Origin of the sequence: Methylobacterium brachythecii, from assembly GCF_014196345.1 — a bacterium.
Taxonomy (GTDB): Bacteria; Pseudomonadota; Alphaproteobacteria; order Rhizobiales; family Beijerinckiaceae; genus Methylobacterium; species Methylobacterium brachythecii.
In genome coordinates, this window is sequence record NZ_JACIDN010000005.1 from 20,466 (window position 1) to 45,370 (window position 24,905).

25 protein-coding genes are annotated in these 24,905 nt (G+C 64.5%); 18 read left to right on the forward strand and 7 right to left on the reverse strand.

The genetic code is table 11. The annotated features are described in order from the left end of the window. Positions 1–29 precede the first annotated feature (29 nt). The gene (locus GGR33_RS13680; protein WP_183506117.1) at positions 30–746 is read left to right on the forward strand and encodes a helix-turn-helix domain-containing protein; all 717 of its coding nucleotides are present in this window, start codon (positions 30–32) and stop codon (positions 744–746) included. A 407-nt stretch (positions 747–1,153) separates the two neighbouring features. On the opposite strand, the gene GGR33_RS13685 is transcribed toward GGR33_RS13680, so the two are convergent. After that, positions 1,154–1,798 (reverse strand): helix-turn-helix domain-containing protein, encoded by a 645-nt coding sequence (locus tag GGR33_RS13685; RefSeq protein ID WP_183506119.1) that lies wholly within the window; start codon positions 1,796–1,798, stop codon positions 1,154–1,156. Positions 1,799–2,367: 569 nt separating this feature from the next. Here GGR33_RS13685 and GGR33_RS13690 point away from each other — a divergent pair. The 17 genes from GGR33_RS13690 (at position 2,368) to GGR33_RS13770 (ending at position 19,315) form a co-directional block, all read left to right on the forward strand. Next, positions 2,368–2,943, forward strand: coding sequence for a dimethylamine monooxygenase subunit DmmA family protein (locus GGR33_RS13690; RefSeq protein ID WP_183506121.1), 576 nt, complete (start codon positions 2,368–2,370; stop codon positions 2,941–2,943). Next, positions 2,940–3,887 carry a PDR/VanB family oxidoreductase gene (locus tag GGR33_RS13695; protein ID WP_183506123.1) on the forward strand — a complete coding sequence of 316 codons (948 nt, stop codon included), beginning with the start codon at positions 2,940–2,942 and terminating at the stop codon, positions 3,885–3,887. Before GGR33_RS13690 ends, GGR33_RS13695 begins: the two co-directional genes overlap by 4 nt. Positions 3,888–3,897: 10 nt before the next feature. Beyond that, complete coding sequence (locus tag GGR33_RS13700; protein ID WP_183506125.1) at positions 3,898–4,965, forward strand: heme-dependent oxidative N-demethylase family protein; 1,068 nt, start codon at positions 3,898–3,900, stop codon at positions 4,963–4,965. Positions 4,966–5,139: 174 nt separating this feature from the next. Continuing rightward, the gene (locus GGR33_RS13705; protein WP_183506128.1) at positions 5,140–6,033 is read left to right on the forward strand and encodes a class II glutamine amidotransferase; all 894 of its coding nucleotides are present in this window, start codon (positions 5,140–5,142) and stop codon (positions 6,031–6,033) included. Then, positions 6,033–6,722: a GltB/FmdC/FwdC-like GXGXG domain-containing protein gene (locus GGR33_RS13710; RefSeq protein ID WP_183506130.1), complete on the forward strand. Its 690-nt coding sequence runs from the start codon at positions 6,033–6,035 to the stop codon at positions 6,720–6,722. Before GGR33_RS13705 ends, GGR33_RS13710 begins: the two co-directional genes overlap by 1 nt. Then, positions 6,722–8,065, forward strand: a complete 1,344-nt coding sequence (locus GGR33_RS13715; RefSeq protein WP_183506132.1) for an FMN-binding glutamate synthase family protein — start codon at positions 6,722–6,724, stop codon at positions 8,063–8,065. The genes GGR33_RS13710 and GGR33_RS13715 overlap by 1 nt, the downstream gene beginning before the upstream one ends. Before the next feature lie 84 nt (positions 8,066–8,149). After that, positions 8,150–9,448, forward strand: a complete 1,299-nt coding sequence (gene glnT, locus GGR33_RS13720; RefSeq protein WP_183506134.1) for a type III glutamate--ammonia ligase — start codon at positions 8,150–8,152, stop codon at positions 9,446–9,448. 64 nt (positions 9,449–9,512) lie between these two features. Beyond that, complete coding sequence (locus GGR33_RS13725) at positions 9,513–10,061, forward strand: formaldehyde-activating enzyme (RefSeq protein WP_183506136.1); 549 nt, start codon at positions 9,513–9,515, stop codon at positions 10,059–10,061. Positions 10,062–10,365: 304 nt separating this feature from the next. After that, complete coding sequence (locus GGR33_RS13730) at positions 10,366–11,499, forward strand: aminomethyl transferase family protein (RefSeq protein ID WP_183506138.1); 1,134 nt, start codon at positions 10,366–10,368, stop codon at positions 11,497–11,499. Between the two features lie 692 nt (positions 11,500–12,191). Further along, on the forward strand, positions 12,192–13,934 hold the full coding sequence (locus GGR33_RS13735) for a trimethylamine N-oxide permease (protein WP_246413136.1): 1,743 nt from the start codon (positions 12,192–12,194) through the stop codon (positions 13,932–13,934). A gap of 327 nt (positions 13,935–14,261) precedes the next feature. Continuing rightward, on the forward strand, positions 14,262–15,551 hold the full coding sequence (locus tag GGR33_RS13740) for an outer membrane beta-barrel protein (protein WP_183506142.1): 1,290 nt from the start codon (positions 14,262–14,264) through the stop codon (positions 15,549–15,551). A gap of 463 nt (positions 15,552–16,014) precedes the next feature. Further along, entirely contained in the window at positions 16,015–16,314 is a 300-nt protein-coding gene (locus GGR33_RS13745; RefSeq protein WP_183506144.1) for a hypothetical protein, read from the forward strand. Then, positions 16,314–16,706: a hypothetical protein gene (locus tag GGR33_RS13750; protein WP_183506146.1), complete on the forward strand. Its 393-nt coding sequence runs from the start codon at positions 16,314–16,316 to the stop codon at positions 16,704–16,706. Before GGR33_RS13745 ends, GGR33_RS13750 begins: the two co-directional genes overlap by 1 nt. Before the next feature lie 61 nt (positions 16,707–16,767). Continuing rightward, positions 16,768–16,941 carry a hypothetical protein gene (locus GGR33_RS13755; RefSeq protein ID WP_183506147.1) on the forward strand — a complete coding sequence of 58 codons (174 nt, stop codon included), beginning with the start codon at positions 16,768–16,770 and terminating at the stop codon, positions 16,939–16,941. A gap of 5 nt (positions 16,942–16,946) precedes the next feature. Then, on the forward strand, positions 16,947–18,383 hold the full coding sequence (locus tag GGR33_RS13760; RefSeq protein WP_425488788.1) for an APC family permease: 1,437 nt from the start codon (positions 16,947–16,949) through the stop codon (positions 18,381–18,383). Between the two features lie 7 nt (positions 18,384–18,390). Then, positions 18,391–19,074, forward strand: coding sequence for a hypothetical protein (locus tag GGR33_RS13765; RefSeq protein ID WP_183506149.1), 684 nt, complete (start codon positions 18,391–18,393; stop codon positions 19,072–19,074). Beyond that, positions 19,049–19,315, forward strand: coding sequence for a hypothetical protein (locus tag GGR33_RS13770; protein ID WP_183506151.1), 267 nt, complete (start codon positions 19,049–19,051; stop codon positions 19,313–19,315). The genes GGR33_RS13765 and GGR33_RS13770 overlap by 26 nt, the downstream gene beginning before the upstream one ends. Before the next feature lie 81 nt (positions 19,316–19,396). Here GGR33_RS13770 and GGR33_RS13775 read toward each other — a convergent pair whose 3' ends face one another. The 6 genes from GGR33_RS13775 to sctR all read right to left on the reverse strand — a co-directional run bounded on the left by GGR33_RS13775 (position 19,397) and on the right by sctR (position 24,905). After that, positions 19,397–20,305, reverse strand: a complete 909-nt coding sequence (locus GGR33_RS13775; protein ID WP_183506153.1) for a CpaD family pilus assembly lipoprotein — start codon at positions 20,303–20,305, stop codon at positions 19,397–19,399. Beyond that, entirely contained in the window at positions 20,302–21,867 is a 1,566-nt protein-coding gene (locus GGR33_RS13780; RefSeq protein WP_183506155.1) for a type II and III secretion system protein family protein, read from the reverse strand. Before GGR33_RS13780 ends, GGR33_RS13775 begins: the two co-directional genes overlap by 4 nt. 202 nt (positions 21,868–22,069) lie before the next feature. Continuing rightward, positions 22,070–23,113 carry an EscU/YscU/HrcU family type III secretion system export apparatus switch protein gene (locus GGR33_RS13785; protein WP_183506157.1) on the reverse strand — a complete coding sequence of 348 codons (1,044 nt, stop codon included), beginning with the start codon at positions 23,111–23,113 and terminating at the stop codon, positions 22,070–22,072. Continuing rightward, on the reverse strand, positions 23,110–23,943 hold the full coding sequence (gene sctT, locus GGR33_RS13790) for a type III secretion system export apparatus subunit SctT (protein WP_183506159.1): 834 nt from the start codon (positions 23,941–23,943) through the stop codon (positions 23,110–23,112). Before sctT ends, GGR33_RS13785 begins: the two co-directional genes overlap by 4 nt. A gap of 10 nt (positions 23,944–23,953) precedes the next feature. Beyond that, on the reverse strand, positions 23,954–24,229 hold the full coding sequence (locus GGR33_RS13795; RefSeq protein ID WP_183506161.1) for an EscS/YscS/HrcS family type III secretion system export apparatus protein: 276 nt from the start codon (positions 24,227–24,229) through the stop codon (positions 23,954–23,956). A 13-nt stretch (positions 24,230–24,242) separates the two neighbouring features. Next, positions 24,243–24,905, reverse strand: coding sequence for a type III secretion system export apparatus subunit SctR (gene sctR, locus GGR33_RS13800; RefSeq protein ID WP_183506163.1), 663 nt, complete (start codon positions 24,903–24,905; stop codon positions 24,243–24,245).

The following is a 24,905-nucleotide window of genomic DNA, read 5'->3' on the forward strand; positions in this document are numbered from 1 at the left end:
GCCGAATCCGCGCGCTGAGGCAGTTTTCGATGGCGCAGATCAGCAAGTTTCCCGTCGCCCAAGCCGCGCGGAAAAAACCGGCACGGAAGGCCGATGCCGCAGAGCCGGAGGTGACGGCGGCGAACCAGGCCGTCGACCTCGCGACGGGATCGAGCGCGCCACAGGAAAGCGCCAAATCGCTGGAGAAGGCGATCGGATCTCAGGTCCGAATGCTGCGCCGCGCGCAGGACCTTTCGGCCGCCGAGCTCGGGAGCGCATCCGGGGTCTCGCTCGGCATGATCTCGAAGATCGAGAACGGTCAGATCTCGCCTTCGCTCTCCACCATCAACGCGATCGCGAGCGCGCTCAACGTCCCGTTCACCGCGCTGTTCTCGTCTTTCGAGGAAAAGCGCGACTGCTCGCACGTGAAGAGCGGGCAGGGTCTCATCATCGAGCGCCGGGGCACCAAGGTCGGCCACATCTACGAATTGCTCGGTGCGGCGCTCGGCAGCGACATCGTCGTCGAGCCATACCTGATCGATCTGACCGAGGACGCGGTGCCGTATGCGAGCTTTCGCCATGCCGGCATCGAGTTCATCCACATGCTGAACGGTGAGATCATCTACCGCCACGCCAACCACGACTATCACCTGCTGCCAGGCGACTCGCTGATGTTCGATTCGGCGGGACTTCATGGGCCGGTGCAGATCATCCAGTCCCCGATCAAGTACATCGCCGTGATCATCTATCCGCGGCAATCGACCTGAGCGCGCCGAGCCGCGCTCGCCATCGACCCTGATCCCATCGCAGGCGATCGAAGCGGCGCGCTCTGATCTCCGAGAGCGAAGCGCACTGATCCTCAATCAGGAAAAAGACTTCACCGACCAGTGTCGGTGAAGTCTTGAGTCCCTGGGAGAAATCATGATCGAAAGCGGCCCGCACCGGCCCTCCGATCACAATAAGAAACTAACATTCCCTATGAGAAACACAAGCACGAAAGTGCATCGCTCTCCGACGGTGAGATCGGTCGCGTGCGCCGGCTCCTCAGCCAACATGGCGAGGCGACGTCGAGGCAATCCAGAGCCAAACCCGCACCGTCAGGGCGTTGGCCCTAGTTGCTTCGCTACGCCCGCAACGATGGGGAAGCCTACGACGTGATCGACCGGATGCCGTATCAAGCACGCGGGTAGGAGATGATCGCCAGGTAGGTCATCGGCTTCTTGAGCAGCTTCGCCGGTCCATGCAGAGCCTCGGCGTCGAACATCAGAGAGTCGCCGGGGGCGAGGTGGTACTCCTGGTCGGCGTGGCGATAGATGACCTCTCCGGCCAGCATATAGATGAACTCGATGCCGCCATGGCGGAAGCCCGTATAGGGTTCCGCGGCATCCTCCAGGGTGATCAGGTAGGGTTCGACGATCAGTTCCCCGCGAAGCCCCGCGCCGAGCAATTCGTAGATGTGGCCAACCTTGGTGCCGCGGCGCTCGATCACGACGCCCTGGCCCTGCTTCACATAGGAGCAGTCGCGCCGCTCCTCGAAGGCCGAGAACAGCGCCGTGATCGGCACGTTGAGGGCATTGGCCACCGAATTGATCGAGGCGAGGGAAGGGGAGATCTGCCCGTTCTCCATCTTCGAGATCATTCCCGGCGAGATGCCGGCGGCAGCCCCGAGATCGGCAACGGACAATTCGCGCTCACGGCGGAGCGCGCGGATCTGATGACCCAGCGCCTTTTCCAGATTCCGCTTGTCCTCGACCGGCGCGTTCGACGCCGTGTTCAAGACGCGCTCCGGTGGGGTCTGGTTCGACACTCGACTCTTCATTCGCGGGAAACCACTCGCCTCTTCCTTGCACAGACGTTCGTTGCCGCTCCGTCTGTCAATGTGTGCATTGCAAAAGACGGCTTACACGCCTTCTAAATTCCCGGCGGCGCAGTCCGCAGGCGGGTCGCGCCGCCCTCACGCGACACCGACATCCGGAAACCACACCGTCCGAGATACGGGCAATCGGTTGCACGATAAGTGCAAAAATCGGCAAGGAACCGCTCGAACGCGACGAGTGCCCGCAAGCTCGGCAGCGCCTGATCCAATATTCGCCATTCGCCTATTGATCTTGCAAACGAAAGGTTTTGCTGCGCAGCAGCATGATTTCGGCGGTTGACATCCGTTTTCCCTTAGAGAAAATATCATTCGCAAAGAGAAGGTCGCCAAGCCGCACAACGCAGGATGTTGCTGCATTTCGCGTGCTTGGCAATGTCTTGGGGGCAATCGAGCCCGCGGGGATGCCTTGCGCTGTCGCTCGCGCTCTTCGGCTTTGTCATGAAGCGGACTGGTGCACGCATTCTTGGGACGCGCGTCCGGTAGCCGCGCCTTCGTCTTCGGAGACCTGCGGCATGATCGATCAGGGCATCAAGAGTCGTCCGGTCTACGAGCGGCTTCGGATCGACCATTCCGGGCTGCGCCACCTGTTCGTGGCCGATACACCCTCCTTCTCCGTCGAGCCGCTCGCCGCCGAGGCGCAGGCCCTCGAAGTCTGGGCCGTTGCGCCGCTCGACAGCGAAGGCGTGTCTCCCGCGCTCACGGATGAGCGTCATCGCAGCTTTCGCTCGGTGCAAGGCCTCATCCAACGTCTCACGCATCGCTTGAAGGACGAGCGGATGGGGTTCCGGCTCTACGCGGCCGGCAGGGAGGGCTTCCTCTGGGACGTCTACGGCACTGCGCAGCAAGCCGGATTGGGCAGGCAGGAGGTCTTCCTGACTCATCACGGCTCGACGAGGCGCCGCGTGATGTGCGTGCATTGCCGGACCTTCAACGAGGGCGTGACGACGACGATCGCGCAGTGCGAGGGCTGCGGCGCGCAGCTCTTCGTTCGCGATCACTTCTCGCGCCGGCTCTCCGCCTACATGGGCGTGAAGGTCGATGCCGAGCTTCCTGGGGACGTTCCTCCCGCAGAGCAGGCCTATCAATGATCGTCGAAGGCAAACTGTCGGCGCGCGTCGTCGGTGTCGACACCATCAGTCCGACGCTCAAGCGCTTCCGGTTCGCTCCGCAGGGAGGGGGACAATTCCCGACGGCCGCACCCGGCGCCCATATCCTCGTCACTCTGCGCGGCCCTGATCGCGTCTGGAAGAACTCCTACTCGCTGGTCACCACGCCCGAGCAGCGCGACCAATACGCTATCATCGTGCGGCGCGCGGACGCGTCCCGCGGCGGTTCGCACTTCCTGCACGACGTCATCACGGGCGGCGAGGCGGTCGAGCTGAGCGCGCCCGCCAGCCTGTTTCCGATCGCGTCGCTCGCGCGCAAGCACATACTGATCAGCGGCGGCATCGGGCTGACCCCGTTCCTCTCCTACGTTCCCGTCCTGCGATCGCGGAAGGCGACGTTCGAGCTGCATCAGTTCTGCTCCGAAGGCGAGGCCGGCGTCTTTCGCGATCTCCTCGGCAACGAGGACGGCCGCATCCACGTGCACGGATCGACGTCGCGCCCGGCGCTCGACCAGATCCTCGCGGACCAGCCGCTGGGCACGCATGTCTATACTTGCGGGCCGGACCGCCTGATGGAGGGCGTCGCGCAGACCGCACGGCGGCTAGGCTTCCCCGAGAACGCCATCCACCAGGAGAGTTTCGGCGCCGCGACCGGCGGCCAGCCCTTCGTCGTGCGGCTCACCCGATCCCGGAAGACCATCGAGGTCGGCGAGACGCAGACGCTTCTCGAAGCCCTCGAGGCGGCTGGCGTCGAGGCGCCGTGCCTATGCCGCGGCGGCGCCTGTGGCGTCTGCCTGGTGCCGGTCGTCGACGGCGAGCCCGAGCACCGGGATCACGTTCTCTCCGATGCCGAGAGGGCCGAGGGACGCATCATCGCGACCTGCGTGTCGCGCGCCAAATCCGCATCGCTCGTGCTTGATCTTTGAGGAGATCGTAATGGGTATCCAATTCAAGCCGACCGAAACCTTCCGCGGCGACTTCTCCTATTCGAACAGCGACGAGGCCGTCCTTCGGTTTCCGTTCCCCTTCGCCGAAGACAAGTACATGTACTCCGTGAACATGGAGCCGCATGTCAGGAAAGGTCCGTGCCCGGTCTTCGAGCACGCCTTCGACGTCGACGAGCATTACATCGCCGAATGCCACGAGCGGGCCCTGGTGCTGGAATCCGACCCCAAGCGCTGCCAGGTCCTACCGCACATGATGGCGGCCCAGTGGGACACGCTCGAACTCATCATGGAGAGCCTCGCGACGGATTATCCAGAGCACTTCTCCCTAACCCGCGACGGCGACAACTGGCACTGGATCAATCGCCCGCTGAACACCGACCAGAGATTCGTCTTCGGCGATCCGAGCACGCTTCCGCGCGAGCCCTTCGAGTACATCACCCGGCAGGCGCAAGGTGACTTCACCATCCAGGACCAGCGCGACCACAATCTCTACGTCGACGGCGGCATGGTCACCTGCCAGGCCGACTGGTCGCTCGAATTCGACATCGGCATGTCGTTCCATGAGTGGCATGGGCCGGTGCCGCTGGCCCACGATATCGGCGTGTTCGACCGCGCTCTGCAGTATCTGCTGCGACTCCAATACGGTCAGCCGGTCCGCCGTCTCAACTGGACGATGACGGTGAACCCGCGAATGGACACCTCGCCGGAAAACTATCCGGATTGGGGACCGGACAAGCTCACGGTCACCCCGGAGAACGTGGACCGCAAGGTTCACCTGCGCGTCGAGTTGCAGACCCTGTTTCGCCTGCCTCGCTCCAACGGGATCCTCTTCGGGATCCGCTGCTACCTGATCAGCCTGCAGGATCTGGAGCGGGTCACGAAGTGGAGCAAGCGCCTCGGCAGAGTCCTGGCGACGCTTCCCCCGGAGCTGGTCGAGTACAAGGGCATCGCCCGCTACCGGGACATGGTCGTCTCGCGCCTCGCCGCGGTGGATGACGGCGCGCCTCTGTCCCTTGGCATCCAGCCCGATCAGACCTCGCTGCCGCCCCGGCGCTGAGAACAGGATCGGCTTCGCCCGCGCAGGGCACGTCGCAATGGCCACGACCCACGCGGACTTCCGATCCCCGTTGAGATCGAATTTCGTATCAGGAAATTTTATTGATCCTCAGTTGACGAGCTACGCGGGGTGTGCGAGCAATATCCGGCGCTCCCGATTTATAAGGAACTTGCGATGTGCGGTATTGTCGGGTTGTTTCTAAAGAATCCAAAGCTTGAGCCGCAGCTCGGCAAGCTTTTGTCGGACATGCTCGAGACGATGACCGATCGTGGCCCCGACAGCGCGGGTATCGCGGTCTATGGCTCGAACGCCGAGGGCGTGAAGCTCACGCTGCGCGGGCCGGATCAGGCAGCCCTAGTTGAGACCATCTCGCAGCTCGAAGCGGTGTTCGACCGCTCCTTCGCCAAGACCGCACGCGACACGCACACCGTGCTCTCCGTGCCGGCCGAGCGCGAGGCGAAGATCCGCGCCTGGCTCAAGGAGAACGCCCCCGGCATCGACGTCGTCAGCGCCGGCAAGCGCATGGAGATCTACAAAGAGGTCGGCTTGCCGGCATCCGTCGCCGAGCGCTTCGATGTTGCCGGCATGTCCGGCAGCCACGGCATCGGCCATACCCGCATGGCCACCGAGAGTGCCGTCGTCACCAACGGCGCGCACCCGTTCTCGACCGGCCTCGACGAGTGCCTCGTCCATAACGGCTCGCTATCGAACCACAACGGCATGCGCCGGAAGCTGCAGCGCGAGGGTCTGACCTTCAAGACGCAGAACGACACCGAGGTCGCCGCCGGCTACCTGTCCTGGCGTATGCGCGAGGGCGCCTCGCTGAAGGAAGCGCTCGAGTCGAGCCTCACGGATCTCGACGGCTTCTTCACCTTCGTCGTCGGCACCGAGAACGGCTTTGCCGTGGTGCGCGACCCGATCGCCTGCAAGCCGGCCGTCATGGCCGAGACGGACGACTACGTCGCCTTCGGCTCCGAGTACCGCGCCCTCGTCGGTCTTCCCGGCATCGAGAACGCGCGCGTCTTCGAGCCAGAGCCTGCCAAGGTCTATGCGTGGGAGCGCCACTGATGCCGACTTTCGACCTTAACAGCAGCCCCCTGCGTGAACTGAACCAGGCCCTGCACGCGCTGCGGTCCGACACCAACGAGACCCACTGGACGGTCAATCACCCCGAGGGCCGTCACGCCATCGCGGCCGGCCTCGATGCGCCGATCACCGTCGAGATCGAAGGGATCGTCGGCTACTACTGCGCCGGCATGAACAAGCAGGCCAGCGTTCTCGTGAACGGGAATGCCGGCGTCGGCGTCGCCGAGAACATGATCTCCGGCTTCGTGCATGTCCGCGGCGATGCCAGCCAGTCGGCCGGCGCCACCGCTCATGGCGGCCTTCTCCTCATCGACGGCAATGCCGGCGCCCGTTGCGGCATCTCGATGAAGGGCATCGATATCGTCGTGAAGAAGTCGATCGGCCATATGTCGGCCTTCATGGCGCAGGCGGGCTCGCTCGTGGTCCTCGGCGATGCCGGCGAGGCACTGGGCGACTCCCTCTACGAGGCCAAGCTGTTCGTGCGCGGATCGGTGGCCAGCCTCGGTGCCGATTGCGTCGAGAAGCCGATGAAGGACGAGCACCGCGAGCTGCTCTACGCCAAGCTGAAGAATGCCGGCCTCGCCGGTGAAGTCGATCCCTCGGACTTCAAGCGCTACGGCTCGGCCCGCACCCTCTACCACTTCAACGTCGACAACGCCGGAGCCTACTGATGGCCGATCAAAAGGATCCGCGCGGCACTCCGCGCACCAAGCCCCGCTTCTCCGCGACCTACACGCCCGACGTGATGTCCGAGATCCGCCGCGCAGCGGCGACGGGCATCTACGACATCCGCGGCGCCGGAGCGAAGCGTGCCCTGCCGCATTTCGACGACCTGCTCTTCCTCGGCGCCTCGATCAGCCGTTACCCGCTCGAAGGCTACCGCGAGAAGTGCGGCACCGAGGTGATCCTCGGCTCGCGCTTCGCCAAGAAGCCGATCAAGCTGAAGACCCCCGTGACGATCGCGGGCATGAGCTTCGGCTCGCTCTCGGCCAACGCCAAGGAGGCCCTCGGCCGCGGCGCGACCATCGCCGGCACCTCGACCACCACGGGCGACGGCGGCATGACGCCGGAGGAGCGCGGCCATTCGAAGACGCTGGTCTATCAATACCTGCCGTCACGCTACGGCATGAACCCGGACGACCTGCGCAAGGCCGATGCGATCGAGGTGGTAATCGGCCAGGGCGCCAAGCCCGGCGGCGGCGGCATGCTGCTCGGCCAGAAGATCACCGAGCGTGTCGCCGGCATGCGCTGCCTGCCCCCGGGCGTCGACCAGCGTTCGGCCTGTCGTCACCCCGACTGGACCGGCCCCGACGATCTCGAGATCAAGATCGGCGAGCTGCGTGAGGTCACGGATTGGGAGAAGCCGATCTACGTGAAGGTCGGTGCCTCACGCCCCTATTACGACACGGCGCTCGCCGTGAAGTCCGGGGCGGACGTCGTGGTTCTCGACGGCATGCAGGGCGGTACCGCCGCCACCCAGGACGTATTCATCGAGCATGTCGGCATCCCGACGCTCGCCGCAATCCGCCCGGCCGTTCAGGCGCTGCAGGATCTCGGCATGCACCGCAAGGTACAGCTGATCGTCTCGGGCGGCATCCGCTCAGGTGCGGACGTTGCCAAGGCTCTGGCGCTCGGCGCCGATGCCGTAGCGATCGGGACGGCCGCCCTGATCGCCCTGGGCGACAACGACCCCCGCTGGGAGGCCGAGTACCAGGCTCTCGGTACCACGGCCGGTGCCTATGACGACTGGCACGAGGGCAAGGATCCGGCCGGCATCACCACCCAGGATCCGGAGCTGTCGAAGCGCCTCGATCCGGAGCTCGCCGGGCGGCGTCTGGCCAACTTCCTCGCGGTGATGACGCTGGAAGCCCAGACCATCGCCCGCGCCGCCGGAAAGAGCCACCTGCACAACCTCGAGCCAGAGGATCTGGTGGCCCTGACGATCGAAGCCGCGGCGATGGCCCAGGTTCCGCTGGCCGGCACCAACTGGGTTCCGGGGAAGACCGGTCTCTAGACACATCGAGGGTCGCCCTGCCGAGGGCGACCCCTTTTTGTTGGCAGACCTCGAATATTCAGCCGCCCTTGGGAGGGTTTAGCAATGGAAATCGATCTCGAAAGCATCGCCAAAGAGCGTGGGATCAAATACTTCCTCGTCTCTTATACCGATCTGTTCGGCACGCAGCGCGCCAAGCTCGTGCCGGCTTCCAAAATCAAGACCTGTTGCGAGGATGGAGCGGGCTTTGCCGGCTTCGCCACCTGGCTCGATATGAGCCCTGCGGATTCCGACCTGCTCGCGGTGCCCGACCCCGATGGCCTGATCCAGCTGCCCTGGAAGCCAGAGGTGGGCTGGCTGCCCGCCGACCTCTACATGGACGGCAAGCCGGTCGATCAGGGTCCGCGCAACATCCTGAAGCGCCTGATGAAGCAAGCCGCTCAGGACGGCCTCCAGATGAAGACCGGCGTCGAGCCGGAATTCTTCCTGATCACGCCCTGCGGCTCTGAGCCGGCCGACATCGCCGACAAGCAGATGAAGCCCTGCTACGACCAGTCCGCCCTGATGCGCCGCTACGACGTGATCGCCGAGATCTGCGACGCCATGCTCGCGCTCGGCTGGAACCCGTACCAGAACGACCATGAGGACGCGAACGGCCAGTTCGAGATGAACTGGGACTACGACGATGCGCTGGTGACCGCCGACCGGCATGCGTTCTTCAAGTACATGACTCGCTCCATCGCCGAGAAGCACGGCTTCCGCGCGACTTTCATGCCGAAGCCGTTCCTGGATCTAACCGGCTCGGGCTGCCACGCCCACGTCTCGCTCTGGCGCGACGGCACCAACGTCTTCAAGGATTCGTCCGACGAGATCGGCCTGTCGCGGATCGGCTATCACTTCATCGGCGGCCTGATCCATTCGGCCGACGCGCTCGCAGCGATCACCAACCCGACGGTGAACTCCTACAAGCGCATCAACGCGCCGCGCACGACCTCGGGCGCGACCTGGGCACCGAATACGGTGACCTATACGGGCAACAACCGCACGCACATGGTCCGCGTGCCGGGCGGCGGCCGTTTCGAGTTCCGGCTCCCGGACGGCGCGGTGAACCCCTACCTCCTACAGGCAGGCATTCTGGCGGCAGGTCTCGACGGCATGCGGCAGGAGCGAGATCCGGGCAAGCGCCTGGACATCAACATGTACACCGACGGCCACGGTCTCGAGGGCGTGAAGCGACTGCCGCTGAACATGCTCGACGCCATGCGCGCCCTGGAGAACAGCAGCGTTCTCAACGAGGCCTTCGGCTCTTTCGTGCCGAGCTACCTGAAGCTCAAGCAGGACGAGTGGAACGGCTACTGCGGCCATCTCACCCAGTGGGAACGCGACAACACCCTCGATTGCTGAGGCAGCCATCCTCACCGGGCGGCGTCGCCGCCCGGTGGCGCGACGGAGCAACGAGAGGATCGACATGAGCAACCGCATCGTCCTGCGCGCTGGCGAAGCCCTCGTCGCGGGCGGGCCGCCGAACACCGCTGCCGAGCCCGAGGTGATCATCGGCGAACTCGACGGGCCGGTCGGCACCGCGCTGGCCACGCTCACCGGCGATCAGGTCGTCGGCCATAGCCGCGTCTTCGCGCTCCTGAACACCGACATCATGGTCCGCCCGGTGACGCTCTGCGTCTCCAAGGTCAGCGTCACCGAGAGCAAGTACACCTCGATCCTGATGGGCACGGTGCAATTCGCCATCGCCAACGGCGTGCTCGACGCGGTCCGCGCCGGCTACATCCCCAAGGAGAAGGCCAACGATCTCGGCATCATCTGCTCGGTCTGGCTCAGCCCCGGCGTGATCGAGGCCGAGACGGTCGACCACAGGGCCCTGTTCGAGATCCAGCGCAAGGGCATGACCGAGGCGATCCGCAAGGCCATGACCAACGAGCCATCGATCGACTGGCTCCTCGAGAACCAGGACAAGATCATCCACAAATACTACCAGATGGGCCTCGACGGTAAGATCTGAGCGTTTGCCTGACAGATAATACGAGATCAGGAGCCGAGTCTCTACGATCAGATCGGAGAGCACAAGCTCAGCGAGCTACTGACGACGTCCTACGACATCATCGAGACGAAAGCCGCATATCGAGCATCACCATTCAAGACGGCCAACAAGCTCATACAGCATCGGACGAAAGCGGTCGCGACCATCGGGCAAGGCGTCGATTGGTCGATGTCCCTGATCCCTGTTCAGGCATTCCCGGACGACGAAGACCAGGCGCTCGACCGGAGCGGCTGAAACCTCGTGAAGCCCACAATGGAGAGATGACGTGAGCTACAAGGATCTCCCGCGGCAGTCGGCGCTGAACGAGCGGCACATCGCCCTCGGCTCGCGGCTCGACGCCGAGTGGAACGGCATGCCCATTCCGCAGCAATACGCCACCGACCGCTACGATGAGACCACCATCGTCCGGTCTCGCGCAGGCCTCTTCGACGTGACGGGCCTGCGCATCGTCAACGTCACCGGCCCCGATGCCGAAGCCATGCTGAACGCGATGCTCACCAGCGACGTCGGCAAGATCGCGCCCGGCAAGTCGGCGATCAGCAACATCGTCGATGCCAACGGCTCGCTGATCGACGACGTGCTCGTCTACCGCGACGGACCCCAGGACTTCCGGATCTCCCATGGCGGCGGCGCTCTGGAGGACGCGCTTCCCGAATTCACCGAAGGCCGCAACGTGCAGGCGGCGCGGGACGACGACATCCACATCCTGTCGCTGCAGGGTCCGCTGGCGCTGGACATCCTGAAGCCGCACACGCCGCTCGATCTGTCCAAGCTCAAGTATTTCGAGCACGCCCGCTCGACGCTGTTCGGCAAGGACGTCTCTCTCGCGCGCGGCGGCTACTCCGCGGAGCGCGGCTACGAGGTGTTCTGTGCGGCCAAGGACGCGGTGGCGATCTGGGATGCGATCATGGAGGCCGGCAAGCCCTCCGGCATCGTCGCGGCCTCGTGGGACTGCCTCGACATCGTCCGGGTGGAGGGCGCGTTGCTGTTCTTCCCCTTCGACATGCCGAAATCAGACACGACCCCCTGGGAGGTCGGCGTCGATTGGACGGTCGATCTCGACAAGCCCGATTTCCGCGGCAAGGCCGCTTTGCAGGAGAGGAAGGGCAAGGAGCGGTTCAAACAGGTCGGCCTCGAGATCCTGCACGACGATGCCGTCACGCCGGGGGCGAAGCTCTTCAAGGACGGCCGCGAGGTCGGCACAGTCAACAGCACGACCTACAGCTGGCACCTGATGAAGTCCCTCGGCCTCGCGCACCTGCCGCCGGAGCTCAGCGCGCTCGGAACCGAGGTCCAGATCAAAACCGACAACGACGACCTCATCGCCAACGTCGTACGCACGCCCTTCTACGATCCGATGAGGCTGCGAACGCATCCGATCGACGAGCGGGCGTCATGATCCATTAGGATGAGAGCCCGCTCCGCGAGGGGCGGGTAAACCTTGTGGCCGTCCCGCGCATTCGAAACGCGCTTGAGGTCCGTCCACGCTTATAATGTATTCAGTACTTCAATAACTGGGTGCCGAAAGTCCCGGCAAGAATGACGGGCCCGAATTTTCGGCGGGTATCTTGTCATCAGAAGATCGCGGCTCACGGAATCGGGGTGTCGGTCTCATTTGGTTAGACGGCCTTGAAGTCCGTCGGGCCCTGATGATCAAGGATTGAGCAGATTGCCCAAATCTGCAGTTTTCTGCGGATTTTCAGGCTGAGTGTCAGCGATTCTCACTGCATGAGAAGGATCTTGCTTGACACGCCCAAGCTCATAGAGAAATGATTATTCCCATCAGGAACGCATGCAGCGAGCAATCAGGCGCTGCGACCGGGCAGAGCGGTGACCGCAGGGCGGTCAAAACAAGGGATCTCGCGGCTGCCGAAATGCGGTCCGCCCCCCTGAAGCAAAAGCTTTCGCCTTGATCTGTCGAGCCAATGCCCGGCGGGTCAAGATAAAAGGCCAAGCATAGAGCATGTCGAATTCGCGGTATCACGCCCCCGTGATCGGATCTGCTTTGCCTGTTCCCAGATCATCTTTTGGCACCCAAGGCCAACCCATGTTTGCCGGGCCAATGGGAGAATGAAGGCAATGAGTTCAGGGATGACATCGACGAGCAGTCAGGGGCTGCCGAGCGCCGTCGACGCGGGCGGTGCTCCCGCGGGCGACAGCAAGCTTCATCGCTCGATCAACTGGACCGGCGCCTTCTGGTGCGCCAGTGGCGTCCCGGCTCTGGTGCTGTTCTCCGTCGGCGGCATCGCCGGAAATACAGGCAGGCTGGCCTTCCTGATCTGGATCATCTCCATGGTCATGGGCTTCCTGCAATCCTTCACCTACGCCGAGATCGCAGGCCTCTTCCCGAACAAGTCGGGCGGCGCTTCGGTCTACGGCGCGGCTGCCTGGGTCCGGTATTCGAAGCTGATCGCGCCACTCTCCGTCTGGTGTAACTGGATTGCCTGGACGCCGGTGCTGTCGTTGGGCTGCTCCATCGCCGCGGCCTACATTCTGAACGCCTTCGCGCCTCAGCCGGCGGCCGGCTCGGCAGCCGTGGTGGACTGGCTCGCCACGCACGGCGCCAGCCTGCAGATGTCGAACGCCGACAAGACCGCGGCGGCGATCGCCGCGCTGTCGCCGAGCATCCGCACCTGGACCTTGTTCTCGACGACGCTGGGGCCCGTCTCGCTCTCGCTCAACGCCGCCTTTTTCATCGGCGCCGCGCTGATGCTCGTGGTGTTCGCGATCCAGCATCGCGGCATTCTCGGCACCGCGAACGTGCAGAAGTACATCGCCCTGCTGGTGATCATCCCGATGTTCATCGTCGGCGTGGTGCCGCTGCTGACGAACGGCGTGAACTGGGCGAATTTTTCGCCGCTGGTCCCACCCGCCGCTCCGAATACCCCGGCGCCCGGCGCGTGGAACACCGCGGGCTGGACACTCGCGCTCGGCGGCATGTTCATCGCTGCCTGGTCGACCTACGCCTTCGAGACCGCGATCTGCTACACTAGCGAGTTCCGGGATCCGGCCAAGGACACCTTCAAGGCGATCTTCTATTCCGGCCTACTCTGCCTCGTGCTGTTCACGCTGGTGCCCTTTACTTTCCAGAGCATGCTCGGCGTCGAGGGGATGCTCGATCCAGCCATCGGTGACGGCTCCGGCGTCGCCGCTGCGCTCGCCCATATGGTCGGCGGCGGCCAGATCGTCGAAAGCGCCCTCGTGATGCTGATGATCCTGGCCCTGATCCTCTCGATCATGACTGCCATGGCCGGCTCGTCGCGCACGCTTTACCAAGGCTCTGTCGATGGCTGGCTTCCGCGCTACTTGCGCCACGTCAACGAGCACGGCGCACCGACCCGCGCCATGTGGACCGATCTCGGCTTCAACCTGGTGATCCTGGCCATCGCCTGCGCCGATGCGACAGGCTTCTTCTTCATCCTCGCCGTATCGAATTGCGGCTACATCATCTTCAACTTCCTGAATCTCAACTCGGCCTGGATCCACCGGATCGACTCGGCCAAGGTCGAACGCCCCTACCGGGCGCCGACCATCCTTCTCGCCCTCGGCGTGGTGTTCTCCTTTATCAACGTGATCTTCATGGGAGCGGGCGCGAAGATCTGGAATCCGGTTGCCCTCTGGGCAGGATTGATCACGGCCGCAATGATCATCCCGGTCTTCTGCTTCCGCCACTACATCCAGGACGGCGGCAAGTTCCCGGCCCACATGTTCGAGGATCTGCATGTCGGAACGGAGAGCGCGATGACCCAGCGCAAGGCCGGCATGTGGCCCTACGTAGTGCTCGTCGCGGGTGCGGTGGTGCTGCTGGCGGCGAACGCGTTGTTCACGCTTTGAACAAGCCGCCAAGAGGCAGCGCCCAAATCATCACCCCTTGATGAGAGGCACCGCAGCAAAGCTCTTGCTGCGGCGCTTCCATTTGCTGTCTTAAGTTTTCGTTAAAGCTGACTTGTCGCAAGCAAATGCGATCGTTGCACGATTGATACATCGTTACCGGAAATTCCGATTGAGCCCGCGCTTGAGAAGTTTTTCTGTTTGAGCTCGAATGTTTCTCGCTAGGATATTGCTGAGTTTGCGGCGGTTCGCATCGATCCGGCCGCGAGATGATGTAGTGACTGGCCGCGCCGAGCGGCCATAAGAATAGACCAGGGGGCTCGGTTCGACATGGCTTACAAGACGACGATGCGCGCAACGACGGCCGTGCTCGCCCTTTTGGCCGCGGGATCTGCTTACGCAGCCGACGTGCCCTCGGCCGCACCGGCTCCAGTTCCGGCCGCTCCGGAGCACTGCAAGGCGACGATCTCGACTCCCGCCTATGGTCCGACCATCAAGGCAAACCCAACCCCGGCCTGCATCGTGTCGCCGATCGGCGACCTCTATATCGGCGGCGCCGTGTCCGGCGTGGCCTATAATTTCTCGCCGCCCTTCAGCCCGAATTCGGCGACCTTCCCGCTGCCCTTCAATACGGGCCGCGACGAGCAGAATCGGGTCGATTTCACCAACCTGATGGCCACCATCCAGAAGGCCGATGGTCCATTCCAGTTCTACGTCCAGGCCGGTCTGTATTCGTTCCCGTTGCTCGGCTTCCCGCTCTACTCGTCGTTCGATCAGAATTCGCTGTTCTTCGGGCCGGTGCCGATCGCCTACGGCAAGTACCAGATCAACGACGAATGGTCGGTCCAGGGCGGCCGGATGTTCGGCAACATCGGCTCAGAGGGACTGTTTACGTATCAGCGCATGAACATCACCGGCGGCCTGCTGTTCAACCAGGAAATCTTCCTGAACCAGGGTGTGCAGGTCAACTATTCGAGCGGCCCGTGGAACGCCTCGGTCGCGGTGACCGATGGCTTCTTCTCTGGTGAGCTAAACTGGGTCACGGGTCTCGTGACCTACAAGCTCGACGACAACAACACGATCGGCATCAACGGCGGCACCCACTTCAGCAAGTTCAACAGCCTCGAACGCGGCTCGAAGTTTCAGTTTGCGACGCCGAACACGCTACAGAACAGCAGCATCGTCAGCGTGAACTATACCTACGCGAATGGTCCTTTGACGATCACGCCCTATGCCCAGTACACCAGCGTCGAGCGCGACCTGAGCATCGGCAACCCTGGTGCCGAAACCTATGGCGGCGCGCTTCTCGCGGCCTATAGCTTCACGGACACGTTCTCGCTCGCCGGCCGCGTCGAGTATATTGCCCAGAATGGTAGCCGGTTCAGCCCGCTCGGCGTCAACAACCTGCTCTACGGAGCAGGCAGTTCGGCTGTCTCCTATACGATCACCCCGACCTTCAACCTCGACCGCTTCTTCGTCCGCGGCGAGTACTCACACGTCGACCTCCAAGGCATCCAGATCGGTAATCTGGCCGCCGGGACGCTCGGCACCGGCTTCGGCCGCACCGGCAACGTGAGGAGCCAGGACCGCTTCATGATCGAGACCGGCTTCACTTTCTGAACCGAATACGACTCGTCGAAGTAATTGCGGCCCCGGGGCGATCCGGGGCCGTGACTTTTTCGAGCATCGAAGGCACGACCCAACCCCCATGGCTCACCGTGGGGGATTATTATCGTTCGAGAGCGGATGAGGATTGGTCTGCCGAATCGACGGGGCCCGGTTCAGGTGCCGGTCGGTCCTTTTTCGGGACGTACCGCGAATTCGGATCCGATAGGCGCATTGCCGTGATGGATATCCGGCTCGCCGCTGTCGAAGTCCCGCAAGATACGGCTCGGCTGAGTATTTGCCGAACGGCGTTCCGCCAGCATTTTCAGCGGCCTACGCTCTCATTGCAAAATTCTGCACGGTGCCGCGCTGCATCGTCATTTGCGTGTTGACACGCCCTCTCCGAAGGCAGAATATTTCTTCCAAAGAATACGACATTCCTTCAAGGAATAGTCGCCAGGGAAGGAAGCACGCCGTCATGCATCGGGATTCCCGCATCGACGCGATGTTCAATCGCGATCGAACAGCCGCCAGTCTCGCGGTCTTCGTCGTCTGGCTCGTCTACGGTTTTACTTTCTGGATGATGCGCGGCGCTTTCGCCGAAAGCCACATCCTGCCGGTCATGGCCGGTCTCGGCCTCGTCGTCGTGTTCCTGAACTCAGCTGCCGTCATCGCCATGATCAAACACTACGGCGAGGATCGGGATTCGATCTACGGCACCGACATCTACTACCTCGATCGTGCACGGGAAGCACGGCGCGCCAAGGGAGCTGCCTGATGAAGAAGCCATACGAGCCTCCCAAGCAACCCATCGGCGGCCAGATCTTCGATGCCATCCTGATGTTGGTTCTGGTCTTCATCACGCTCTACCTGCCGCTCTGGTTGAAGCTGGCCGGCAGCGGTACCTCGACGAAGGACTACACGAACCCGACCTGGCAAGATCTTGGCCAGAACGCCACGATGGTCGAACAGTGGACGAAGCTTGGATTCACGCCCGAGAAGGCCGCACCAATCATCGGCACCCGATTCGACTACGACCTCAACGTACCGGCCCTAATCATAACCTTCGCGATCATCGTCGGATATTTCGTGTTCATGTTCGTCTATTCGAACAAGGAATACAAAGAGGTCATTGCCGAGAAGTTTTCTCGGTCGGATTCGACCCGATAACGCCACTGCGGCCCGCCTGACCGGGAAGCATGTTCCTCAGCTCCATACGAGGAGTTCCAACGTGGTCCTATTCATGAATTGGGGGGCCTGGGCGATCGCCTGTGCTCTCGCTTTCTGGATGTTGTTCGATCTGGTGAAGACGGATCGAAGCTTCGACGAAGACTACCTGCTGTCATCCGCCGAGGGCGAGATCGTCGACAGCGAAGTTGGCGAATCGGCTGCGAGGGCGGAATGAACGAGATGAAAGCTCCGATCGTCGAATTGTCCGAGCCGACGACCCTTCACCCCTCCGTTCGCGATACCGCGGGCTCGAAGAAGATCGCGCTCCTGCGCGTGCTCGGCCCAGGCCATGTCTGGGCGCTCGGGGTCGGCATCGTCCTCGTCGGCGAGTTCATGGGGTGGAACTTCGCGGTGGGGAAGGGCGGCCCGGTCGCTGCCCTCACCGCATGCTGGCTCGCCGGCATCCTCTATACCTGCGTCGCGATGATCGATTCCGAGATCACCTCGACGGTCGCCGCCGCGGGCGGACAATACGCGCAGGCCAAGCACATCATCGGGCCGCTCGCGGCCTTCAATGTCGGCCTCTACCTCGTGATGGCCTACACGATGCTCGAGGTCTCGAATGCCATTGTCACCGGCGATCTGATCGAGGCTTTCGCGACGAATGCCGGCCTGGAGGGCGCGGTCGACAAGCGCGCCTTCATGGTGCTCACCGTGGTGGCGCTGGCTTTCCTGAACTATCGCGGCGTGCTCGCGACCCTGACGCTGAACCTCGTCATCACCGCCGCGGCCTTCGCGACCATCGTGGTGCTGTTCGTCGCCGCGCAGCCTTGGGCGCCCGGAGTGGTCCTGAAGCACGGCGACCTGCTCGGTACGTTGCCCTACGGCTCGCTCGGCATCCTGGCGGCCATGCATTTCGGCCTCTGGTTCTATCTCGGCATCGAGGGCACGACCCAGGCGGCGGAAGAAGTCCGCTCGCCGGCCCGTGCCCTGCCGCTCGGCACTATGGCCGGCATGATGACGCTGCTCATCGCGGCGACCATCACCTGGTACGTCTGCACCGGCCTGATGCCCTGGGAGTATCTCGGCCAGGCCGTCACGCCGCTCTACGATGCGGCCCGTCTGACCGGAAACCGTTGGCTCGAAACCGCTCTGTTCCTCGGAACGCTCTTCGCGACCATCGCCTCGGCCAATGGCTGCATCAACGACGCATCCCGCGCCTGGTTCGCAATGGGCCGCGACCGCTACATGCCGGTCTGGTTCGGCGCGGTGCATCCGACCTATCGGACGCCTTACCGGGCGATCGTGTTCTTCGCTCCGATCGCGATCGTCTTCGCGATCTCCACGCCGCTGGACCAGACCATCACCCTGTCGATCCTGTCGGGTCTGCTCGGCTACACGCTGATGGCGCTGTCGATCATCTTGTTCCGCCGCAAATGGCCGCTCGGAACGATCCCGCGGGGCTACGTCCACCCACTGCATCCGCTGCCGGCGCTGATCCTGCTGACGCTGTGCACGACGACCTACGTCGCGGTGTTCCTCGGCTATGGGACACAGCTCATGGCGATGATGGCCTTCTACATCTTCGCCTCGGTCTGGTTCGTGCTGCACCGCTACAAGTATGTCCGGCGCGGCGATCAGTTCACGATGCCCTGGCCGAAGCCTCAGGGGTATTAGAGCCAACGTGTTCACCCTCGCAGCATGCGCGGTTCTGGCGGCGGCAGCCTGGCTCTGCCGTCGCCATTGCGCGCGCGTCGCGAGCGAACGCAGCAGCCTGCTCGAACCGCTCGCCACGCTCTTCGACGAGCCCGCCGATCGTGGTGTCGATCGGGCGGGTTTCGCCACTCTGACGGGACGCTATCGAGGCCGCCCGATCCACCTGTCGCTGGTTGCCGACTCGCTGGCCTTTCGCCGGCTGCCGCAGCTCTGGTGCCGGATCGAGGTCAGGGTGCGCATCGGAGGGACGCAGACCCTCAGCATCCTGCGCCGGTCGACGAACGTGGAGTTTTACTCCCCAGCTTCGGACATGCCCATCCACCACGACGTGCCGGCGGCATGGCCGCAAGACACGCTGATCCGCGGCAGCGAGACGTCGTGGCCTCTGTTGGACCGGCTGGCCATGCCGGCCGGCACGCTTCTCGCCGATCCTCGGCTCAAGGAGATCCTCGTCACGCCACGGGGCTTGCGGGTCTCGATCCAGGCCTGTGAGGGCGAACGCGGCGCCTACCTGCTCATGCGGGGAAACCGCTTCGCCTACGAGCAGATCGCTCCTCGGAACCTCCTCGAAACGCTCGATGCCGCCGTCGACTTGTCGGCCGCTCTCCAGCACCAGGAATCATGCGATGCGCGTCTTTCGGCCGAACCCTGATCCGCTCCTCGTTCTCGCCACGGCAATCGTCTTGCCCGGCATGGGACATGTCCTGACCGGACGGGCCAATCGAGGACTGGGCTTCGCCCTGTTCACGGTCGTCGGCGCCTGGCTGACCACCCATTTCGCCGCGCCGGATGCCAGCATGATCGGGCGGCATGCCGCGGGACTCTTCGTATGGGCGCTCTCGGTTCCGGACGCCTATCGCGGCGCGAAGTTGCGCTCGGCTCCAGCGGTTTGAAGATCGAACGGATTCTCGAAGTCCTACCCTTCAACCAAGCATAAGCGCGGCACTGGCTCGCTCCGCGTCAGGTCGACACGGTCACCGACCGATCGGGCCGCCGGCTCCCAAACTCGCTCCGCCGGGCGGTCCGTAGCCGGAACCGGTCCCGGCATCATTCGGTGTCTCGCGGCCGGACCCATCCTGACGGCCGCGGCCCGCGCCGTCGCCGCCGGCCGATCGATAGCGCTCGATTCCCGCGGCGGCCCGCGCTCCATCGGACGGCACGACGGCGTCGTTGGCGACGAGGTCGGCGGGGTCATTGACCATGGCCGCGAGGTTGGCGCGGTTGGAGCAGCCGAGCGTCGTCTCGAAGTCGTTGTCGTTCACGGAGGGGCCGACGATTGCCAGCGACGGGCATACGGGCGCGGTCCCCGCGTATCGCGTCGCAACCACCTCCACGGCCCCTCGACCTCCTCCCCCGGCGACATGGATCTTGAGAGGGTCGACCCCGACTCGCCGGGCCGTCCGCATCGCCGCGCTCACGGCACCACGGCTGCCACCCCTGAGTTCGAGGTGAAGCGCGTCGAAGCGGCCTCGGCCCGCTTGGGTCAGGAACCCGACCAGACGGCGCTGGTCGCCGCCGCCCGCTCCGACGACGAGGCTGCTCGGAACCGCTTCCACCAGGGTCTCCTCGCGCTCCTCGCGCGGGATCGGCGGAGGTAACACCAGCGGCGTGCCGGGCGGTGAGACGCGGTCAGGCTGCTGGACGTAGACGACCGGGCGGGGCGGTCCACCCCGCTGGATGACGACGGCGCGGCCCGGCTCGACCGGGGGGTCGACGATGGTGAGGGGCGCCGGCGCGGAAGGCGGCGCAGCGACCGGAACCGGCGCGGACGCGCCCGTACAGGCAGACAACAACCCGGTCAGCGAGGCAGCGGCGGCCGTATTCCTGAACACGGCCAGGCATCCGGAGGCCTTGGGCGGCATGGTGTTCATCCGGTCGGTCATTCGACGCCGAGCCCCGCATCACCCGTGAGGCCGACGGAGCCCTTGCGCGGCGCGAGGCGGTTCGAGGGCGCCTTCGACACCGTGTTGAGGAGGATGCGGCCGGCATCGGTCGGCGGCGCGGTCCGATCGGTCGGCGCCTGGATCGCCTGCGCCGAGGTGGCGGCCCTGACGATGTAGGGGGTGACGATGATGACGAGCTCGGTCTCATTCTTCTGGAAGGCACTTGACCGGAACAGGGCTCCGAGGACCGGCAGGTCGCCGAGGCCGGGAAGCTCTCCGATATTGGTCGAGAAATTCTTCCGGATCAGTCCGCCGATGGCGAAGCTCTGGCCGCTCGCGAGTTCGACGACCGTGTCGGCCGAGCGGGTGCTGAGCCCTGGGATGGTGGTGCCGTTGATGGTCACGCCGTTGGCAGGCGTCAGCTCGCTGACTTCCGGCCGCACCCGGATGTTGATGAGTTTGTTCGACAGGACGGTGGGCTGGAACTCCAGGCTCGCACCGAAGCGCCGGAACTGCACCGAAGTCTGGCCGAGCGCCTGGGTGACCGGGATCGGGATCTCGCCGCCGGCGAGGAAGCTCGCCTTTTCGCCGGAGATCGCGGTGAGGTTCGGCTCCGCCAGGATCGAGACGAGACCGTCCTGCGCCAGCGCGTCGAGGGTCGCCGTGATGCTGTTGATGCCGTCGTTGTAGCTCACGCCGATGCGGCCGGCGAAGCTCCCGGTCTGCGGCACGGTGCTCCCGCCGGCCGAACCGCCCGAGACCACGCCGAAGCCGACGGCGCCGGCTCGCGCATTGGCGTTGATGTTGATCCCGAACTGCTTGAGCACGCTGCGGTCCACCTCGGCGACGCGCACCTGCAGGTTGACCTGGAGCGCGCCGGAGATTCGGATGCGGTTGGTGACCGTCGCGCCCTGTCCGAGGAACTGCGCCGTCACCGCCTTTGCGCTCTCGACGAGGCCAGCATTCGGCAACGAGCCGCTCAGCACGGCGCCGTTGGGCGTGTAGGTCACGCCGATCTTGTAGTCGCCGACCTCGCTTCTCAGGAGGTCGCGCAGGTCCTGGATCGGCTGGGTCACGGAAAGCCCGTACTCAGCGACGGGTTCGCCGGCTTCGTCGAGGGCGAACAGGCTCGTGCGTCCGGGCTTCTTGCCGAAGACGAACACCACCTGGTTCGAGGGGGTCTGGATGTCGGCGATGGACGGGTCGGCGACGAAGATGGAGGCTGCCGGTCGCGCCAGGCGCAGGGTCTGGCCGCGCGATACGTTCAGCGAGATCTGCCCGCGTGAGGGCGAGACTTTCCCCGCCTCAGGCGCGTTCGGATAGAAGCGCTGCGCGGTGGCTGCGCCCGCCGTCCAGGTCGCCCTCGGCTTGAACTGCGACGTCGCCTCCAGCGCCCGCGCGTTGTCGGGCCATGCGGGGACGAGACCAGCGTCGCGGATCGGTTCGGGGCCAGCCTGAGCAGCAGCCGCGACCAAGCTCGCGGCGAGGCCGATGACGAACCGCAGCCGCAGGACGATCTCCCAGCGCCGGCCATGGCCGAACGCGAAGGCTCGCGGGATCATCGCCGAGACCTAGATCGCGACGCAGCGAGGACGTGGCAAATCGGCCGTTGCCGCCGGAACGTCCACCGGTCGCATATCCTACCCCCTCGCGGCGTTTTGCCTTGCTCGGAGGACAGTCCTGTCGAGCGAGTGTGACACCGGGATTACAGAGCCAGCCTCCCATCGAAGGCGGCAAGCCTACGTGACAGATTCACCACGCCGATCAGGCCAGCCCGGCATTGTGCATCGCTCGGGCAGCGCGATCGAAGAAGCGGTTCGGCAACGCGCTCCCAGGCGCCACCTTCCTCGCCAGCGCAGAGGCGAGCCCGTGATCCTGGATGCGGGCAATGCCCAGCTCGGCGGCAGCGGCAGTCATCACGTCGGCCTGCTCGCCCCGGGCGCAGCAGACGATGAGCGGCGCCCCGCCCTCCGAGGCCACGTAGCGTAGTCCAACGGCGTAGCCGCGGCCCCGGATGAGCAAGGTGGCGCGCTTGAGACCGAGCGGCGGAAGTCCCGCGCTTTCCTGGCGGTGGCGGCGATGGGCCCCGCGCACATGGGGGTCGCCCTCCTGCTCCTTGTATTCGCGCTTCAGCTCGCTGGCGCTCATCTTCATGTCGCGCAGGAACAGCCAGCGCTGGATCAGCACGTCGATCAGCCCAGCAATCAGGAAGGCTGCCACCGCGATCGAGAGCAGCAGCTTCGTCTGCGTCCCCGCCACGAAGCCGAGGCAGCCGACGCCGCAGGTCGGTATCAGAACCAGGGTGTTCCAAGTCCCGAGGAAGACGACCAGCAACGTACCCCCGAGCAGTAGCGCCTTCACCAGCGTCTTGCCGAGCTCGACCAGGGCCTTGATGCCGAACATTCGCTTCAGCCCGGAGACCGGGTTAAGGTTCTCGAGCTTGGGCTTGATCGGCTCGAGCGAGAAGACGAAGCCCTTGTTGACCAGCACGCTCGCCAGCAAGCCGGTCGACGCGACGACGGCGAGCAGAGGCAGGACCGTGCGGCCGGCAAAATCGACGAGGCCTGCGCCGACCTGGGGCGCTGCGGTGACGAAGGGCTCGTTCTGCAGCCGGTCGGCGTTGAGCAGCACCTCGCGTAACTCGTTGTTCAGCATGTCCCACCGCGTCCACAGGAAGGCGATGGCGGTGACGAGTCCCAATGCGCTGACGAGGTCGCGGCTCTTGGCGATCTGACCCTTCTTGCGGCCGTCCCGCAGCTTCTTCTGGCTCGGCGGGAGGGTTTTTTCCTCGCTCGAATCCCCACTCATTTCAGAAACAGCCCGAGGCTGCCTGCCACGCCGCGCGTCGTCCCGATCTCGGCCCCGACATAGTCGAACAGATAGCTCGCATAGGCGGCGAGAAAGAGCACGACGGCGACGTTCTTCACCGTCGGCGCGAGGTCGTTGGCGTTGAGTTGCGGCGCAAAGCGCCCGATCAGCATCACGCAGATATCGAGGAGCAGCATCAGCACGATCACCGGACCACCGACCAGCATCGCCGTGCGCAGCACGCGATCCAGCAGGCGCGCCAGCGCCATCATCGCGTCGAGGTCGACGCGGGGGAGGGGATCGCGGATCGGCCAGAGCGCGTAGCTGCGATAGAGCGTGTCCACGACGGTGTTCAGACCATCCGCGGCGACGAAAACCGTGATGCCGAGGATGCCGAGGAAAAGGCCGAGCGCAGAGGCCTGCGAACGCGTCGCCGGATCGACCGGGGCAACCTCGTTGTTGATGCCGCGCTGCGTGTCGATCAGCTCGCCCACCGCCTGGATGCCCCAGAACGGGATGCCGAGGAGGAACCCGATCAGGACGCCGAGGAACAGCTCCTTCAACGCCATCAGCGTCAGCCGGATCACCTGGATATCGGCGCCGACCGGCGTCAGCGTCTCGCGGCCGTACCCGAGGATCGGAACGGCGAGCGCGAAGGCGAGCCCGAGGCGGATCACCATGCCCATCTCGGCCCGCGTGAAGACCGGCAGGATCAACAGGATGCCGACCGGTCGCGCCATGCCGAGCGACGTCGCCGTCACCCAGCTCAGCGCCTCGGTGACCAGAGCCTGGAGACCGGCGACACCGGCGAGGTCGACGCTGCCCTGCACGGCCGTCCGGTCAGCCCCGGCTCGTGAGCGCAGGGAACTCCGTGAAGATCTGCTTCGCGCCCTCGACGAGCGGGCTCGACAGCAGCGGCACGAGCAGGGCGAGCACCGCCACCACGACGAGCAATTTCACGGTCTGCGGCAGGGTCTGGTCCTGGATCTGCGTTGCCGCCTGGAGGATGCCGACGACGAGCCCCGCCACCAGGGCAGCGATGAGAGGCGGCAGCGTCAGCGTCATGAACTGGCTGAGCGCGTTGCTGACGTGCCGGAGGATATCGGCCTGATCCATGGGTCGACCCTCCTCAGCCCGGCACCGCATAACTCAGCACGAGCCCGTGCATGAGCCGCGACCAGCCGTCGATCGCGATGAACAGGAACAGCTTGAACGGGATCGAGATCACGGTCGGCGAGACCATGGACATGCCCATCGCCATGAGGATCGTCGTGACGACGAGATCGATCACGATGAAAGGCAAGTAGAGCAGGAATCCAATTTCGAAGGCGCGTTTCAACTCGGAGATCATGAAGGACGGGACCAGGATCTGGAGATCGTCCGGCCCGGCGCTCGACCGCGCGCCCTCCGGCCAGACCCGCTGGGTCGCGTCGAGGAAGAACTGGCGCTGCTCGGGCGAGGTGAAGCGGCTGAGATGATCGCGGATCGGCTCCTGGATGCTCTTGCCGGCCGTCATGTAATCGTCGAGCGTCCGGTAGGTGAGCTGGGGATCGGCCGCGCGCTGAAAGACCTGCTCGGCTACGGGCGAGGAGATGTAGACCGTCAGGATCAGGGCCGCGCCGTAGAGCACGATGTTCGGCGGCACCTGCTGCGCGCCGAGAGCGTTGCGCACCAGGAAGAGCACGATCGAGATCTTCATGAAGGCCGTCGTGGTCACCACCACGAACGCCATCAGCCCCAGGCCGAGCGTGACGGCGAGGAGGGCGAGGATGCCCGGTTGGACCTCGGTCAT

Coding starts and splice junctions, on each gene's coding strand:
- GGR33_RS13710 (WP_183506130.1), top strand. CDS start 6,033: ATGCCGACTTTCGACCTTAACAGCAGCCCCCTGCGTGAACTGAACCAG.
- GGR33_RS13750 (WP_183506146.1), top strand. CDS start 16,314: ATGAAGAAGCCATACGAGCCTCCCAAGCAACCCATCGGCGGCCAGATC.
- sctR (WP_183506163.1), bottom strand. CDS start 24,905: ATGACCGAGGTCCAACCGGGCATCCTCGCCCTCCTCGCCGTCACGCTC.
- GGR33_RS13715 (WP_183506132.1), top strand. CDS start 6,722: ATGGCCGATCAAAAGGATCCGCGCGGCACTCCGCGCACCAAGCCCCGC.
- GGR33_RS13770 (WP_183506151.1), top strand. CDS start 19,049: ATGCGCGTCTTTCGGCCGAACCCTGATCCGCTCCTCGTTCTCGCCACG.
- GGR33_RS13740 (WP_183506142.1), top strand. CDS start 14,262: ATGGCTTACAAGACGACGATGCGCGCAACGACGGCCGTGCTCGCCCTT.
- GGR33_RS13785 (WP_183506157.1), bottom strand. CDS start 23,113: ATGAGTGGGGATTCGAGCGAGGAAAAAACCCTCCCGCCGAGCCAGAAG.
- GGR33_RS13780 (WP_183506155.1), bottom strand. CDS start 21,867: ATGATCCCGCGAGCCTTCGCGTTCGGCCATGGCCGGCGCTGGGAGATC.
- GGR33_RS13775 (WP_183506153.1), bottom strand. CDS start 20,305: ATGACCGACCGGATGAACACCATGCCGCCCAAGGCCTCCGGATGCCTG.
- GGR33_RS13680 (WP_183506117.1), top strand. CDS start 30: ATGGCGCAGATCAGCAAGTTTCCCGTCGCCCAAGCCGCGCGGAAAAAA.
- GGR33_RS13695 (WP_183506123.1), top strand. CDS start 2,940: ATGATCGTCGAAGGCAAACTGTCGGCGCGCGTCGTCGGTGTCGACACC.
- GGR33_RS13690 (WP_183506121.1), top strand. CDS start 2,368: ATGATCGATCAGGGCATCAAGAGTCGTCCGGTCTACGAGCGGCTTCGG.
- GGR33_RS13735 (WP_246413136.1), top strand. CDS start 12,192: ATGACATCGACGAGCAGTCAGGGGCTGCCGAGCGCCGTCGACGCGGGC.
- GGR33_RS13760 (WP_425488788.1), top strand. CDS start 16,947: ATGAAAGCTCCGATCGTCGAATTGTCCGAGCCGACGACCCTTCACCCC.
- GGR33_RS13705 (WP_183506128.1), top strand. CDS start 5,140: ATGTGCGGTATTGTCGGGTTGTTTCTAAAGAATCCAAAGCTTGAGCCG.
- GGR33_RS13700 (WP_183506125.1), top strand. CDS start 3,898: ATGGGTATCCAATTCAAGCCGACCGAAACCTTCCGCGGCGACTTCTCC.
- GGR33_RS13725 (WP_183506136.1), top strand. CDS start 9,513: ATGAGCAACCGCATCGTCCTGCGCGCTGGCGAAGCCCTCGTCGCGGGC.
- glnT (WP_183506134.1), top strand. CDS start 8,150: ATGGAAATCGATCTCGAAAGCATCGCCAAAGAGCGTGGGATCAAATAC.
- GGR33_RS13685 (WP_183506119.1), bottom strand. CDS start 1,798: ATGAAGAGTCGAGTGTCGAACCAGACCCCACCGGAGCGCGTCTTGAAC.
- GGR33_RS13795 (WP_183506161.1), bottom strand. CDS start 24,229: ATGGATCAGGCCGATATCCTCCGGCACGTCAGCAACGCGCTCAGCCAG.
- GGR33_RS13745 (WP_183506144.1), top strand. CDS start 16,015: ATGCATCGGGATTCCCGCATCGACGCGATGTTCAATCGCGATCGAACA.